This is a genomic window from Pantoea sp. GbtcB22 (genome assembly GCF_019091025.1).
Taxonomy (GTDB): Bacteria; Pseudomonadota; Gammaproteobacteria; order Enterobacterales; family Enterobacteriaceae; genus Pantoea; species Pantoea leporis.
On sequence record NZ_JAGXKB010000007.1, the window covers coordinates 190,828 to 205,704 of the forward strand.

Here is a 14,877-nt window from a genome sequence, read left to right on the forward strand (position 1 = left end):
TTATAAGCGGGTTGCCAGATGCGTAGCTGGCACCCTGCTCTGATGTAATACCGCCAAAATAATAATGCCTTTCTGGCCTGGCTGGTAATAAACCATGTGGCTGACATAGGGAAAGCTGAGCACACCTTCTGCAACATCCAGCGCTCTGCTTTTTCCCAATGCCGGCATTTCTGCCAGCGTGCGTAACGTCTCCTGCAAACGCCTTAAATAGATTTTTGATTGCGCATCACCCCAGTTCTGCATAGTGAACCGGCGAATATCGACAAGATCCTGTCGCGCTTCATCCGTAAGCTGATAATTAGCCATTTAATCCAGCAGTTGGTCGAAAAAGGTTTCACCATCGGTCAGTTGTCCGTTGGCAATATCATTTCTGGCTCGGGCAATTTTTTCCTGCAAAAATTGCTGCTTCATGGCCTCTATCGCCTGATACTCCTCAGCGGAGATGACCACTGCTACCGGCTTTCCATTACGGCTAATCTGGACCGGCTCACGCTGCGCTTTCAGCAGCATATCGCCAAATTGGGTTTTGGCTTCGTTGGCGGAAAGTGAATGCATACCGCACCTTTCGTGTGAATCGTTCGATTCGCACATTATATACGCTGATTAATTTAAAATCAGCTTGTTCTACAGATATAAAAAAACCGGCACGATCGTGTGCCGGTTTTGAGAATCAACTTGGCGACTTACAGGATTTCCAGCAGCTCAACTTCGAAGATCAGGGTGCTGAATGGCGGGATGGAGGCGCCAGCACCGCGTTCGCCGTAAGCGAGGTTGTGTGGAATCGCCAGTTCCCACTTGGAACCGACTGGCATCAGCGTCAGCGCTTCGATCCAGCCGGCGATTACGCCGCTAACCGGGAATTCTGCGGGTTCGCCACGCGCGACTGAGCTGTCGAATACCGTGCCATCGATCAGTTTGCCGGTGTAATGCACGCGCACACGATCCTGACGTGAAGGAATTGGACCTTCGCCCTGCGTGATGACGCTGAACTGCAGACCGGTTTCGGTGCTGCTTACGCCTTCGCGTTGTGCGTTCTGCTCAAGGAAAGTCTGACCTTCAGCCGCCATCGCTTCTACACGCTCACGACGCACGCCTTCAGCGCGCTCGTGCACTTCACGCAGTGCGCGATGTACCACGTCAACCGGGACGGCCGGTGAGTTCCCTTCCAGCGCGTCGCGCAGGCCGGCGAGCAGTGCTTCTGGCTGCAGACCCTGCAGTCCAGACTCTTGCAGCTGCTGGCCTACCTGTAAACCGATACCGTAACTTGCTTGTGATTCGACGCTGTCGAATGAAGGGGTCGTCATCTTGATTCCTTAATCCCGGAGAAAAATAGAACCGGCAGCATACCAGCGCGGGCGGCTGGCGTAAAATCTCACGCGCCGCAGATGACATTTCCCGGCGAAACGGAAACAATACAGCGGTCAAATTTTTCAATGCTGCCAGGCACTTCCTGTCAGCATTGCTCATACTATAGCTGTGGCGTGGTTTTCACCCGCCACCGTCGGAACAAGAGAGAATACATGGGCCAGATCGCCCCACGACGTCGCAGGACGCGCGCACCGCGTACTTTATTACCTTGGTTGCAACGTTGGCTGCCGCGCATTCCGCGCCAGGCCGCCAGCGAGGAGGATTCACGAATGGCTTCCGATCACCCTTCCCGCGTTCCCGCCGCACTACAGCGCGTCTGGCATTTGCTGGATGATGTGCGCTGGATGGATCCGCTACCCGCTTTGCATCGTCGCGGCATCGTCATTGCCCTGCTGGTGCTGCTGCTGGCGTTTCTCTGGCCGAGCAGCACGCCGCAATATCCGGTTGAGCGTCCGGCGGACACTGGCGCTAAAGAAGTGCCGATGCAGGCGGAGATCTACGACAATAATCAACAGCAAAACACGCCGGCGAAAACCGATTCGCAGGGCGAGTGGCGCACCTATAATGTGGCATCAGGCCAGACGCTGGCGCAGCTGTTCCGCGACAATAATTTACCGGTGAATGATGTGTTTGCCATGGCGCGAGTCGAAGGTGATGGGCAGCCGCTGAGTGCGTTACAGAATGGTCAGCAGGTGAAGATTCGTCAGAACGCGCAAGGCGTAGTGACCGGTTTAACGGTCGATGGCAGCAACGGTCCGGTGCTGTTTACGCGTCAGCCGGATGGCAGCTTTATCCGCGCTCAGTAAAACGCAGAAACAAAAACGCCGGCACATGGCCGGCGTTTTCGCATTACTGAGTGAACTTACTCAGCAACTACATTCACAACCAGTTTAGCGAAGACTTCGCTATGGATCTGGAAGTCAACTTCGTGCTCACCGGTGGTGCGCAGTACGCCTTCTGGAAGACGAACTTCGCTTTTAGCCACTTCAACGCCAGCTGCAGTTACTGCATCAGCGATGTCACGGGTACCGATGGAACCGAACAGCTTACCAGCGTCGCCTGATTTAGACGCGATGGTTACGTTGCCCAGTGCGTTGATTTTCTCTGCACGTGCGTTAGCAGCAGCCAGAACGTCAGCCAGTTTGGCTTCCAGTTCAGCGCGACGTGTTTCGAAGAACTCAACGTTTTTCTTGGTAGCAGGAACAGCTTTACCCTGTGGAACCAGGAAGTTACGAGCGTAGCCCGCTTTAACGTTAACCTGATCACCCAGGCTGCCCAGGTTTGCTACTTTATCAAGCAGAATAACTTGCATTACCTTATCCTCTTAAAGTCGTTAATGGACAACTACCGATTACTGATGACGATCAGTGTACGGAAGCAGGGACAGGTAGCGAGCGCGCTTGATGCAACGAGCGAGCTGGCGCTGGTATTTTGCACGAGTACCGGTAATACGGCTCGGGACAATTTTACCGCTTTCGGTAATGTAGTTTTTCAGTGTAGCGATATCTTTGTAATCAATCTCTACAACGCCTTCCGCGGTGAAACGGCAGAACTTGCGACGACGGAAATAACGTGCCATTTGGCTAGTCTCCAGAATCTATCAAATCAATCTGCTCGGCATGTAACACCATTCTGCTCTGACCATTGCGTGCCTGATGGCAGCTAATAAAGCCTTCGAGAGTGAGTTGCGTGCCGACCGTTATATGTTGAGTAATCACCTGATGGGTGCTGCCGCTGATAATCACCGGCATTTGACACCAGGCTTGCCGGTGGAAACCGGCTTCCTCTTGCACAGAACGATGCTCAAGCACGAACTGGCAATGAGGAATCCCTGACGGACTGACTTTTCGAACCGGCGTCTTGCACACAGTGCCAGACAGGCGCAGTCGATTTGCCGTCATGTCGGATTACTCTTCAGAATCCCCAGCATCTGAGTCATCAGCCGATTCGTTAGCAAAGTCTTCGCGGCGATCACGACGCTCATCTTTAGCTTTAACCATCGGAGATGCTTCAGTTACCGCGTGCTTAACGCGCATAACCATGCTGCGGATAACGGCGTCGTTGAAGCGGAAGTTAGTTTCCAGCTCGTCAATCACTTCCTGCGGCGCTTCTACGTTCATCAGAACATAGTGAGCTTTGTGCAGTTTGTTGATTGGGTAAGCCAGCTGACGGCGGCCCCAGTCTTCCAGACGGTGAATCGTGCCCTGTGCACCGGTGATAGCACCAGTGTAACGCTCGATCATACCTGGAACCTGTTCGCTCTGGTCAGGATGGACCATAAATACGATTTCGTAATGACGCATCGATAGCTCCTTACGGATTATTCAGCCTCCTGTCAGGGTCAGCTGCGGCCCACGGAAGCAAGGAACGTTATAGGTTGCGAATCATTTAAAAAATGAAACACACCTCTGAATGCAGCTGAAAAATTGACGCGTAATCATACTGGCGTCCTTGCGGAAACTCAAGCGCACAATTCATCAAATGGCGACTATCGTGCCAGCTGATGCGGCTTTTTGTGCTAAGTGAAATGCATCAGTGAGTTAGAGAAGGTTTTATCAAATTCTCTGAAGAAGGCGTTCAAAGGGACGATCTGGCGGCAAATTGGTTAAGAACTACACTGTTTACAGGCGCAACGAATTCCGCTTTTCGCCGCGTCTGAGAGTGCAATCCCTGGAGTGAGGAGTCGATAATGAAAACGATCATTTTCGCCACTTTACTGGGTCTCTTCCTGTCTACACCCGCTCTTGCCAGCTCCGCTGACTTCGCGCAGCAGATGAGAAGTCACAGCAGCAACGCGGCATCAGGCTATGTCTACGTCAATCGGCTGGATGCGCCTGCAAGCAGTAACCCAGTCAGTGCCAATACCAGCGCCGCCGAACGGTTGTCATCACAACTCTGATTCGGCAACCTAAACGGGCTGGCGCCAATCACGCCAACCCGCATTTTTATAAATGATGTTTAAAGAAACTGACCAGCGCCGTCAGGGCCGCTGGCGTGATTTTATGGCCGATGTTTTTTTCAGATAGCGTGGTCACATGGTGATCGAGTTCTGCCTCGCCTAAGGCTTTCTGCAAACGCGCCGTTTCAGCAAAGGGCACCACTTCATCCGCTTCGCCGTGCCACAACAGCAAAGGTCGATTCGCCAGTTTCTCCAGCTGTTCGCTGGGATCGTAAGGCGCCAGCGGTGCTAAACGCGCGGCAAAAGCCTCTTTCTGCTCTGGCGTGCGCGCCACCAGCGGCGGAAACAGCGTATGACTCAGCTGCATGAAATAGCCGGAACCCATCAAACACGCCACGCTGTGAATCTGTGGATAGCGTGCCATCGCGCCCAGCGCGGTCATGCCGCCCATTGAGGCGCCTGCCACGGCAAAACGCTCATCCGCAATCCAGTCGTTATCGCGCAGCGCCTTTTCCAGCAACGGCACTTCATCGATGTTCTGTTTAAGGATCTCCCAGAAGTGGGTCATCCTCGCGTCGGTATCACCGTTGTAACGTGCGCCGTGCATGTCCGCATCGGGCATGATCACGCGGAAACCAGCCTGCGCCAGCGCCACGGCAAAGTAGCTGTAAACCTCTTTCGATGAGGTAAAACCGTGATAGAACAACACCGTCGGCAAGCGCGCCTGGCGCTGCCCGGCCGGTGATGCGTGGATACATTCAATGCCTGCCAGATGCTCCGTTGCCAACTCAATCATACCGCCTCCATTGAGAATGATTATCACTGGACTCAGTGTAAGCGCTGCCTGACAAAATGCGAGCCACTTCACATTAAGTTTGAATAATTTCTGCCCTAAACATTTAGCCCACTTTGCCGTTGATCTTGTACCCCTTCAATAATCTCAAAAGGTACTTTATGAAGCGTCTTTCTCTCAGCGCCATGGGTCTCGGAATCAAGCTGTCTGTATTGACGTCTTTGAGCGTGGCAATTGTGCTATTTACGCTGACCTTGACCCTGAGCCATAACGCGGCACGTCAGCTGGAGCAGCTGGCAACCGACGATATGCAGAATCAGGTGCAAGGCATTAATGAAATGGCCACCATGTTCAACGCCACGCTGTCGGAAGAGGTGGCAAATTACACCAAACTGTTCCAAAGCTTCCTGCCAAAACGTTTTAGTCGTGACGACAGCGAACGTGTGCAGGTAGGTGAATTCAGCACGCCAACGCTGCGAGCGGGATTGAAAACCCTCAACCTCGATCAGATCGCGGTAGATGATTTTCTCGATCGTACTGGTGCGGTATCCACCATCTTCGTGCGTGACGGCGAAGATTACATCCGCATCGCCACCTCGCTGAAAAAAGAGGATGGCAGCCGCGCGGTGGGCACCAAACTGGATCGCAGCAGCGCCGCCTGGCGCAGCGTCAATCAGGGCACGGTCTATCGCGGCCTGGCGACGCTGTTCGGCCATCGTTACATTACGCAATATCAGCCGGTGCAGGATAGCAGCGGCGCGGTGATCGCTATTCTGTTCGTCGGGGTACAGATCGACGCGCAGTACGCGCTGATGCGTGACAAAGTGCTGGCGCGCCATCTTGGTGACAGCGGCACCTTCTCGGTGTTGAATGGGACGCCGGGCAGCAGCCAGGGCCAATATCTGTTTGATCGTCACGCTGAAGGCAAACTGCCGCGCTGGGATAACGCCACGCAGCAGCAATTGCTTAGCCAGCCGAGGGGATTAGTGGCGATTGAACTGGATGGCGAAACCAAACTGCTGGCGTGGCAGCAGCTGCCGGGCTGGAACTGGATCATCGCCGGAGAAGTGAGCCGTGCCAGCCTGCTGGCGCCAATCACGCACAGCCGTAACCTGTTTATGGCGATTGGCCTGGCGCTGGTGATCGCGTTTGCCATTGGCTTTATGTGGTACAGCCGCCGCGCCATCACGCGTCCGCTGCAGCAGGTGATCCATCTGGCAGAACAGTACGCCGCTGGTAATCTACAGGCACATCTCGACTCTTCACGTCGTGATGAGATTGGTCAGCTGGTCAGCGCGATCAACGGCATTGGCGATGGACTGGAGAAAGTCGTTAGTCAGGTACGTTCGGCGGCGCGGGAAATCAGCAGCGGCACCGATACCATCGCCGCCAGCAGCTCCAGCATCAGCGAGCAGATTGGCCGTCAGGCCAGCAGCGTGGAGGAAACCTCGGCCAGCATGGAGCAGTTTGGTGCCACCGTGGCACAAACCGCTGCCAACGTGCGGCAGGCGATGGCGCTGGTCGGTGAAGCGGCTAATACCGTGAATCACGGCGGCAGCACCGTGGCACGTTCGGTGGAAACCATGTCGGAGATTCGCGTGGCGTCGCAGAGCATCGCCGATATCACCCATGTGATTGAGTCGATCGCCTTCCAGACCAACATTCTGGCGCTTAATGCCGCGGTTGAAGCCGCTCGCGCCGGTGAACACGGTAAAGGCTTTGCCGTGGTCGCGGCGGAAGTGCGCGCGCTGGCACAGCGCAGTGCTACGGCAGCCAAAGAGATTGATGGGTTGATTGCCAGCTCCATCGATAAAGTGGCGGCCGGCCATACGTTATCTGAGCAGACGCGCGATGCAATGAGCCATATCGTCAATCACATCGAGCAGGTTAAAACGCTGATGGGTGAGATCAATATTGCCGCGCAGGAACAGGCGGCGGGCATTGGTCAGGTGAACCTGGCGATGAATCACATCAGCCAGGCCACGCATCAAAGCAGCGATATGATTAACCAGTCAGAAACCACCGCCAATCATCTGAGTAAGAAAGGGCATCATCTGACGCAGCTGGTGAGCATTTTTCATCTGAAGGACTAAAAGCCACAGGAAGATGGCTTACACTTGAGCCATCTTCCTGCTTCAGGAGTTGCTATGCGTACTCTCTATTTGGCCTTAATGCTGCTGCTCAGCGGCTGCGCCGCTTTCACCACCACGCCACAAGCTCCGCCGCCGCCCACGCAGCACGCGCAGGAGATTTCACGCGCGCAAAGTGTTGGTCTGCCAAAGCTCGGCACTATCACCGCCACCACACGCGGATCGCCGGATGATGCGCAGCGCGCTATTGCCGCTAAAGCCAATCAGGCGGGTGCGGTTTACTATCAAATTCTGATGCTGGATGAAACCACCCTTCCCAGCTTCTGGTACGCCACTGCCATTCTGTATGGCGCGCCTTCAACCGGCGCTGCAGCGCAACAGTAAGCGCGCGCAGAGATCGTCGCTTAATGCCCGTGTGCCGCGCAGATCAAGCTGCTGCTGACACCAGCCATCGGCCAGCGGCGGCTCTGCCACTTTCAGCAGAATCGCGGCACTTGCCAGCTGCAGTAACTCGCGCGTGATTTCTCGCGCCTGCCCTTCACGCGGGTTCGCGAGCTGCAAGCGTAATTGCCGCCAGCGGCGATCAAAGTGACGATTACTGCCCTTCACCGCCTCAAACTCATCGTGCAGCATGGTCATCACCTCGGCGTGACGACCGAGCACCCGCATGACATCCAGGCACATCACATTGCCGGCGCCTTCCCAGATACTATTCACTGGCATCTCACGATAAAGACGCGGCAGCTCGCTCTCTTCGCAATAGCCAATGCCGCCCAACACTTCCATCGCTTCTGCCACAAAAGGCATGCCCGCCTGGCAGATCACAAATTTGGCGGCGGGTGTGAACAGACGTGCGTATAAGCGCTCATGTTCGCTGGCCGGTGTTGACCAGGCGCGCGCCAGCCGCAGCAGCAGTGCGGTTTGCCCTTCCAGCTGTAGTGCCTGTTGCGCCAGCACCGCGCGCATCAACGGTTGATCGATAAGGTTCTTGCCCATCACCTGACGCTGCTGCGCATGATGCACGGCAATCGACAGCGCACGGCGCATCTGTCCGTGACTGCCCAGCGCGCAGTCGAAGCGCGTCATGCCGCCCATTTTGAGGATCAGCCGTACACCTTCGCCCTCTTCGCCCATCAGCCAGCCGATAGCATCCTGAAATTCCACTTCAGCGCTGGCGTTGGAGCGATTGCCGAGCTTGTCTTTAAGGCGTTCGATGCGAATGGCGTTGCGCGTGCCGTCCGGCAGCAAGCGTGGCAGGAAGAAGCAACTCAATCCCTGTGACGTTTGTGCCAGAATCAGATGCGCATCGCTTTGCGGGACCGAGAAAAACCATTTATGGCCGGTGATGCGATACGCTTCGCCCGCCCCGCGCACGCCGAGCGTTTCGGCGCGTGTGGTGTTGCTCAACACATCGGTGCCGCCCTGTTTTTCCGTCATGCCCATGCCAATCAACAGACCGCGTTTCTTGTTGCCAGGCAGATGATGCGCATCGTAACGATCGCTGAGCAGCGCTTCGCGCCAGTCCGCGTAGGGTTCAGGCAGATGATTCTGTAGCAGCGGAATGGCGGCGTGCGTCATCGTCACCGGACAGAGCGAGCCGGCTTCCACTTGGGCATGCAGGATAAATCGTGCGGCACGCGCCACCATCGCCTGTGGCTGAACGTCGGGCTGCCAGCTGAGATTGTGAAGCCGACTGGCGCATAATCCCTGCATCAGCAGATGCCAGGCGGGATGAAAACGCACTTCGTCGAGGCGTTCACCGCGCGCGTTGTAGCGCAGCAGTTCAGGCGCTTCGACGTTAGCTAAGCGGCCTAGTTCAAGGGATTCGGCGCTGCCAAGTTGCAAGCCGACGGAAGCCAGCCATTCGCGATCCCAGCTGGCACCTTCGCGTGCAACGGCCTCGCACAGGGCGATATCGCGCGTGAACAGATTGCTGTTACTGAGTGGATGGGGCTGATTAAATACGGTGTGAGTGGTCCAAATCATATAACGTCCTCCTCATACTCATTTTTCAAGTATGAAGAGGATGTGCAGTTATGCCTGGCCTGGAAAATTTTTTGCGGCGGGGATCACGCCTGACGCTGACGAACGGCTTCGAACAAGCACACGCCGGTGGCAACTGACACGTTGAGTGACGAGACGCTGCCTGCCATTGGGATGCTGATCAGCTCATCGCAATGCTCACGCGTTAAACGACGCATGCCTTCACCTTCCGCGCCCATCACCAGCGCCATTGGGCCGGTCATTTTGCTTTGGTAAACGGTGTGATCGGCTTCGCCTGCGGTGCCCACCACCCAGATGTTGTATTCCTGCAGCAAGCGCAAGGTACGCGCCAGGTTGGTGACGCGAATCAACGGCACGTTTTCCGCTGCGCCGCTGGCCACTTTCTTCGCGGTGGCATTCAACGGTGCTGCGCGGTCTTTTGGCACGATGACCGCATGCACGCCCGCAGCATCCGCGCTGCGCAGGCAAGCACCGAGATTATGCGGATCGGTAACGCCATCCAGCACCAGCAGGAACGGCTTCTCAAGGCTCTGCAGCAGATCCGGTAAATCACCTTCCTGATACTGCTTGCCCGGCTTCACGCGCGCCACGATGCCCTGATGCACGCCGCCTTCAACCTGGCTATCGAGCCATTGACGGTTCGCCACCTGCACCGGGATTCCCTGAGCTTCCAGTGCGAGGATCAGCGGCTGCAGGCGACGATCGTCGCGGCCTTTAAGGATAAAGACTTCCTGAAAACGCTGAGGATCACGCTCCAGCAGCGCCTGCACGCTATGAATACCAAAAATTATTTCACTCATTACTTTGCTCAAGGTTGGATTTAGATCGTTGAATTCGGAGATTCAGGTGCGCATGAATGCGCACCCTACAACGGTTTCGTCAGGTCGCCCTGCAAGGCGACCAAACTATCAGGCTTCGTCAGGCTGCTTCTTCGACGCGCGCTTAGACTTGGTGGCGGCGGCGATTTTACGGGTTTTCTCGGAGACTTTTTTGCCTTTTTTCTCGGTTTTAGCCGGTTTTTCAGCAACCGCAGGCTTTTTCTTCTCGCTGCGGAACGCTGAATCAGGTTCGAAAGTGCCCTTCTTGCCGGCATCACGACGACGCTTGGCTGGCGGTTTGCCACCGCGTTTCTCACGCTCACGTTCGGTTTTGCCTTCGCCGCGCGGTACACGCTTGCTGGAAATCAGCGCGAAGTCGATTTTACGCTCGTCCATATGCACGGCTTCAACGCGCACTTCCACCGCATCGCCCAGACGATAAGTACGGCCGCCGGATTCACCAATCAGACGCTGACCCACCGCATCGAAGCGATAATAGTCGTTATCCAGCGAGGAAACGTGCACCAAACCATCGATAAACAGTTCGTTAAGACGCACGAAGAAACCAAAGCCGGTCACACTGGAGATCACGCCGTTGAACACGTTGCCGACCTGATCCTGCATGAAGTCACACTTCAGCCAATCGGCAACATCGCGCGTGGCTTCATCAGCACGGCGCTCGGTCAGTGAACAGTGCTGGCCCAGCTGCAGCATCTGCTGCATGTCGTAGTGATAGCCGCCGGTCGGCGTGGTGATGCCATCCACTTCGCCGCGCTCTTTTGCCAGCAGATATTTGATGGCGCGATGCAGCAGCAAATCCGGGTAGCGGCGAATCGGCGAGGTGAAGTGCGCGTACGACGCCAGCGCCAGGCCGAAGTGACCCCGGTTTTCAGGATCGTAAACCGCCTGTTTCATCGAACGCAGCAGCATGGTTTGCAGCATTTCTGCGTCTGGCCGATCGGCCACTTGCTTCAGCAAGGCGGCATAATCGGTCGGGTGTGGCTTAGTGCCACCCGGCAGGCTTAAGCCCAGCTCGTTCAATACGGTACGGAAGCTTTTGATGCTGTCTTCGCTTGGACGATCGTGATCGCGGAACAGCGCAGGCTCTTCATTTTTCTCAACAAAACGCGCTGAGGCGATATTGGCGAGAATCATACACTCTTCAATCAGCTTATGCGCATCATTGCGTGACGTGCGCTCAACGCGCTCAATGCGACGCTCGGCGTTGAAGATGAACTTGGGTTCATCGGTCTCAAACGAAATGCCGCCACGCTGCTCGCGCGCGGTTTCCAGCACCTGATACATGTTGTGCAACTCGTGCAGATGAGGAACCTGAGCCGCGTATTGTTCACGCAGATCGGCATCACCTTGCAGAATGTTCCACACTTTGTTGTAGGTCAGTCGCGCATGGGAATTCATCACCGCTTCATAGTGTTTGAAACCGGTAAGTTTGCCGCTGGAGGAGATGGTCATCTCACACACCATGCACAAACGATCAACCTGCGGATTCAGCGAGCACAAGCCGTTGGAGAGAATCTCCGGCAGCATCGGGATAACCTGCGACGGGAAATAGACCGAGGTGCCGCGCTGATGCGCTTCATCGTCCAGCGGCGTGCCCGGACGTACGTAATAGCTGACGTCGGCAATGGCCACCCATAAACGCCAGCCACCGCCGCGCTTCTTCTCGCAGAAAACCGCATCATCAAAGTCACGCGCATCTTCACCATCAATGGTGACCAGCGGCAACTTACGTAAATCAACACGTCCCAGCTTCGCTTCTTCCGGTACTTCTTCTTTCAGCTTAGCGATCTGCTTCTCAACTTCTTCCGGCCATGTGTGCGGGATTTCATGGGTGCGCACCGCCATATCGACCGCAAGGCTGGTGCCCATATCGTCACCCAGCAGCTCGGTCACTTTACCGATCGCTTTGGTGCGACGCGTCGCACGTTGGGTGATTTCAACCACCACCACTGAACCCATACGCGCGTTAAGCGTTTCTTCTTGCGGGATCAGGATGTCGAAACTCAGGCGGCTGTCATCCGGCACCACAAAACCGGTACCTGCATCGGTAAAGTAGCGGCCGACGATCTGGCTGTTACGTGGCTCAAGCACGCGCACCACGCGCGCTTCACGACGACCTTTACGATCGGCGCTGCCTGGCTGCGCCAGAATCACGTCGCCGTGCAGGCAGAATTTCATCTGCTCAGCAGAGAGATAGAAATCATCTTTCTGACCTTCTACGCGCAGGAAGCCATAGCCATCGCGATGGCCAATCACTTTACCGCGAAGCAGATCAAGACGTTCTGGCAGGGCGTAACATTGACGGCGAGTAAACACCAACTGGCCATCGCGCTCCATGGCGCGCAGACGACGACGCAGCGCTTCCAGCTGCTCTTCGCTGGTGATATTCAATTCCTGCGCGATGTCATCGCGGCTGGTCGGCTTTTCGCGTTTTTCCAGCAGTGCCAGAATAAATTCGCGGCTTGGAATTGGGTTTTCGTATTTTTCAGCTTCTCTATCCTGATAAGGATCTTTTGACATTACGGTTCCTCCGATGTCATTTAATTTGGATTGCCACCGGCGGTTCGGACAATAAAAGTTGGTACAGCGAATCGTTATCTTTGACCAAATCGGCCAGCGTATACTTGTCCAGTTCCTTGAGGAATAGCTGGACCGCATCGTGCAATGCTTTACGCAAACGACAGGCTGGCGTGATCACACACTCGTCGCAGTTCACGAGCTGCAATGGCTCCATTCTTCGCACCACATCGCCAATGACGATTTTTTCCGGGTCCATGCCTAAACGAATTCCGCCGTTTTTACCGCGTGTTGCGGCGACAAAGCCAGCCCGGCTAAGTTGATTGATGATTTTAACCATATGGTTACGCGACACCCCGTAGGTATCGGTGACTTCGGTAATGTTGGTCTGCTTACCTTCCGGTAACGTCGCCATGTAAATCAAGGCACGCAGACCATAATCGGTAAAACTTGTTAGCTGCACATATACCTCAGTGAATCATCGAACGTTATGGTTATGCGCCGGTCGGCGTGATGTTTAAATATGATGATAAACCAGAGCGTGGTGGCCGGTGCGTTTTTTTCCGGCAAGTATCGATATTTGCAAGAAAAAATAGAGTGAGTGGAGTCAAAGATTAGAAATACAAAGGCCGGACAGAGTCCGGCCTGAGGAGATTATGCGTCGAACGGGTCGCGCAGAATCATGGTCTCACTGCGGTCTGGGCCGGTAGAAATAATATCAATCGGCACACCGGTCACTTCTTCTACACGTTTGATGTAGTCACGTGCAGCTTGCGGCAGACCTTCCAGCGTCTTGACGCCGAATGTGGTCTCGCTCCAGCCTGGCATGGTTTCGTAAATCGGCTCAATGCCTTCCCAGCCTTCAGCTGCCAGCGGCGTGGTGGTCATTTCGCGGCCATCTGGCATGCGATAAGCCACACAGATTTTCACTTCTTTCAGGCCATCCAGCACGTCCAGTTTGGTCATGCAGAAACCTGACAGGGAGTTGATCTGTACGGCACGGCGAACGGCAACCGCATCCAGCCAGCCGGTACGACGACGACGACCGGTGGTCGCGCCGAACTCGTTACCTTGTGCACACAGGAACTCACCGGTTTCATCGAACAGTTCGGTCGGGAATGGACCGGCACCCACGCGCGTTGAGTAGGCTTTCACGATACCCAGCACGTAATCAACATAGCGTGGACCAATACCTGAACCCGTCGCTACGCCACCTGCGGTGGTGTTTGAGGAGGTCACGTATGGATAGGTACCGTGGTCGATATCCAGCAGCGTACCCTGCGCACCTTCAAACATGATCAGGTCGCCACGCTTGCGCGCGCCGTCCAGCAGATCGGACACATCAACCACCATGCTGGTAATGATATCGGCCACCGCCAGCGTATCACTCAGCACTTTTTCGTAGTCAACTGCGTCGGTTTTGTAATAGTTAACCAGCTGGAAGTTGTAGAAATCGACGATCTCTTTCAGCTTCACCGCAAAGGTTTCTTTGTTGAAGAGATCGCTCACGCGCAGACCGCGACGTGCCACTTTATCTTCATAGGCAGGACCGATACCGCGACCGGTGGTGCCGATAGCTTTAGCGCCACGCGCTTTTTCGCGCGCCACATCCATTGCTACGTGGTACTGCAGAATCAATGGGCAGGCTTCAGAGATCAACAGACGTTCACGTACCGGCACACCGCGCTCTTCCAAACCTTTCATCTCTTTCATCAGCGCTTCAGGCGACAGGACAACGCCGTTACCAATGATGCTGGTGACGTTTTCACGCAGGATGCCAGATGGAATTAAGTGGAGGACGGTTTTTTCACCGTTGATGACAAGTGTGTGGCCTGCATTATGGCCACCTTGGTAACGCACGACGTAATTCGCGCGCTCTGTCAGAAGGTCTACGATCTTACCTTTACCCTCGTCACCCCATTGGGTGCCCAGTACGACGACGTTCTTACCCATTTTTTCAAAATCACCGATTGCTTAAAAATGGATTCTACCACCTGACTTTTACTCTTTCAGCACTTTTAGCATACGATTGCGCTGTTTTTTGCCTGAGTTTTGCTCAGCTCACAACATGTTGGGGGAACAGCGGCCAACAGACACAATTGAGTCGGGCGGCCTCACATAATTTCAGGCTGATTAACGCGCATGCATGCTGATCATGGCGTAAATCACCACGCCGGCCACCACTAAACCGCCACCAAAACGATGTAAGAGACGATCGGGCAACTGCGTCATCGCCAGAATCATCCGCCGCCACACGCGTGGCATTAACATCGGTCCAAGTCCTTCCAGCACCAAAACCAAAGCCAGCGCCATCCAGATGGTTGAGTTCATGATTTTTTCCCAAAAAAAAGGCCGACAACATTGTCG

Annotated in this window: 18 protein-coding genes; 4 read left to right on the forward strand and 14 right to left on the reverse strand. The window is 55.1% G+C overall.

Annotated elements, in window-relative coordinates:
• The 3 genes from KVT28_RS19815 to fklB all read right to left on the reverse strand — a co-directional run bounded on the left by KVT28_RS19815 (nucleotide 1) and on the right by fklB (nucleotide 1,304).
• Complete coding sequence (locus KVT28_RS19815; protein WP_101762876.1) at nucleotides 1–306, reverse strand: type II toxin-antitoxin system RelE/ParE family toxin; 306 nt, start codon at nucleotides 304–306, stop codon at nucleotides 1–3.
• A complete protein-coding gene (locus tag KVT28_RS19820) occupies nucleotides 307–555 on the reverse strand; it encodes a type II toxin-antitoxin system Phd/YefM family antitoxin (RefSeq protein ID WP_101762875.1) in 249 nt (82 codons plus the stop codon).
• Between the two features lie 128 nt (nucleotides 556–683).
• Nucleotides 684–1,304, reverse strand: coding sequence for an FKBP-type peptidyl-prolyl cis-trans isomerase (gene fklB, locus KVT28_RS19825; RefSeq protein WP_008103590.1), 621 nt, complete (start codon nucleotides 1,302–1,304; stop codon nucleotides 684–686).
• Nucleotides 1,305–1,520: 216 nt separating this feature from the next.
• Here fklB and KVT28_RS19830 point away from each other — a divergent pair, with 216 nt between their 5' ends.
• Nucleotides 1,521–2,174, forward strand: coding sequence for a LysM-like peptidoglycan-binding domain-containing protein (locus KVT28_RS19830; RefSeq protein WP_158238609.1), 654 nt, complete (start codon nucleotides 1,521–1,523; stop codon nucleotides 2,172–2,174).
• A gap of 56 nt (nucleotides 2,175–2,230) precedes the next feature.
• On the opposite strand, the gene rplI is transcribed toward KVT28_RS19830, so the two are convergent.
• From rplI to rpsF, 4 genes are read right to left on the reverse strand one after another with little or no spacing between them, the layout of a single operon-like run.
• Nucleotides 2,231–2,680, reverse strand: a complete 450-nt coding sequence (rplI, locus tag KVT28_RS19835) for a 50S ribosomal protein L9 (protein ID WP_008103594.1) — start codon at nucleotides 2,678–2,680, stop codon at nucleotides 2,231–2,233.
• A gap of 39 nt (nucleotides 2,681–2,719) precedes the next feature.
• Complete coding sequence (gene rpsR, locus KVT28_RS19840) at nucleotides 2,720–2,947, reverse strand: 30S ribosomal protein S18 (RefSeq protein WP_002210155.1); 228 nt, start codon at nucleotides 2,945–2,947, stop codon at nucleotides 2,720–2,722.
• Nucleotides 2,948–2,951: 4 nt separating this feature from the next.
• Nucleotides 2,952–3,269, reverse strand: a complete 318-nt coding sequence (gene priB, locus KVT28_RS19845; RefSeq protein ID WP_007892027.1) for a primosomal replication protein N — start codon at nucleotides 3,267–3,269, stop codon at nucleotides 2,952–2,954.
• Nucleotides 3,270–3,275: 6 nt separating this feature from the next.
• Nucleotides 3,276–3,671, reverse strand: a complete 396-nt coding sequence (gene rpsF, locus KVT28_RS19850) for a 30S ribosomal protein S6 (RefSeq protein WP_101762874.1) — start codon at nucleotides 3,669–3,671, stop codon at nucleotides 3,276–3,278.
• A gap of 386 nt (nucleotides 3,672–4,057) precedes the next feature.
• Between rpsF and KVT28_RS19855 the strand changes: the two genes are divergently transcribed.
• Nucleotides 4,058–4,267 (forward strand): hypothetical protein, encoded by a 210-nt coding sequence (locus tag KVT28_RS19855; RefSeq protein ID WP_101762873.1) that lies wholly within the window; start codon nucleotides 4,058–4,060, stop codon nucleotides 4,265–4,267.
• Between the two features lie 46 nt (nucleotides 4,268–4,313).
• Here the strand turns inward: KVT28_RS19855 and yjfP are convergent, their stop codons facing one another.
• A complete protein-coding gene (yjfP, locus tag KVT28_RS19860) occupies nucleotides 4,314–5,063 on the reverse strand; it encodes an esterase (protein WP_137386602.1) in 750 nt (249 codons plus the stop codon).
• A 158-nt stretch (nucleotides 5,064–5,221) separates the two neighbouring features.
• Here yjfP and KVT28_RS19865 point away from each other — a divergent pair, with 158 nt between their 5' ends.
• Nucleotides 5,222–7,153: a methyl-accepting chemotaxis protein gene (locus tag KVT28_RS19865; protein ID WP_217549765.1), complete on the forward strand. Its 1,932-nt coding sequence runs from the start codon at nucleotides 5,222–5,224 to the stop codon at nucleotides 7,151–7,153.
• Between the two features lie 54 nt (nucleotides 7,154–7,207).
• Nucleotides 7,208–7,534: a biofilm peroxide resistance protein BsmA gene (bsmA, locus tag KVT28_RS19870; protein ID WP_101762870.1), complete on the forward strand. Its 327-nt coding sequence runs from the start codon at nucleotides 7,208–7,210 to the stop codon at nucleotides 7,532–7,534.
• Here the strand turns inward: bsmA and KVT28_RS19875 are convergent.
• The 6 genes from KVT28_RS19875 to KVT28_RS19900 form a co-directional block, all read right to left on the reverse strand.
• Nucleotides 7,508–9,136, reverse strand: coding sequence for an isovaleryl-CoA dehydrogenase (locus KVT28_RS19875; protein WP_217549767.1), 1,629 nt, complete (start codon nucleotides 9,134–9,136; stop codon nucleotides 7,508–7,510). The two genes, bsmA and KVT28_RS19875, sit on opposite strands and share 27 nt — an antisense overlap.
• An 83-nt stretch (nucleotides 9,137–9,219) precedes the next feature.
• Nucleotides 9,220–9,954, reverse strand: a complete 735-nt coding sequence (gene rlmB, locus KVT28_RS19880) for a 23S rRNA (guanosine(2251)-2'-O)-methyltransferase RlmB (RefSeq protein WP_137386606.1) — start codon at nucleotides 9,952–9,954, stop codon at nucleotides 9,220–9,222.
• Between the two features lie 108 nt (nucleotides 9,955–10,062).
• Nucleotides 10,063–12,513, reverse strand: coding sequence for a ribonuclease R (gene rnr / locus KVT28_RS19885; RefSeq protein WP_192236125.1), 2,451 nt, complete (start codon nucleotides 12,511–12,513; stop codon nucleotides 10,063–10,065).
• Nucleotides 12,514–12,529: 16 nt separating this feature from the next.
• Nucleotides 12,530–12,973, reverse strand: coding sequence for a nitric oxide-sensing transcriptional repressor NsrR (nsrR, locus tag KVT28_RS19890; protein WP_008103609.1), 444 nt, complete (start codon nucleotides 12,971–12,973; stop codon nucleotides 12,530–12,532).
• 191 nt (nucleotides 12,974–13,164) lie between these two features.
• Complete coding sequence (locus tag KVT28_RS19895; protein WP_008103611.1) at nucleotides 13,165–14,463, reverse strand: adenylosuccinate synthase; 1,299 nt, start codon at nucleotides 14,461–14,463, stop codon at nucleotides 13,165–13,167.
• Between the two features lie 180 nt (nucleotides 14,464–14,643).
• Nucleotides 14,644–14,841, reverse strand: a complete 198-nt coding sequence (locus tag KVT28_RS19900) for a DUF2065 family protein (RefSeq protein ID WP_101762866.1) — start codon at nucleotides 14,839–14,841, stop codon at nucleotides 14,644–14,646.
• Nucleotides 14,842–14,877 lie beyond the last annotated feature (36 nt).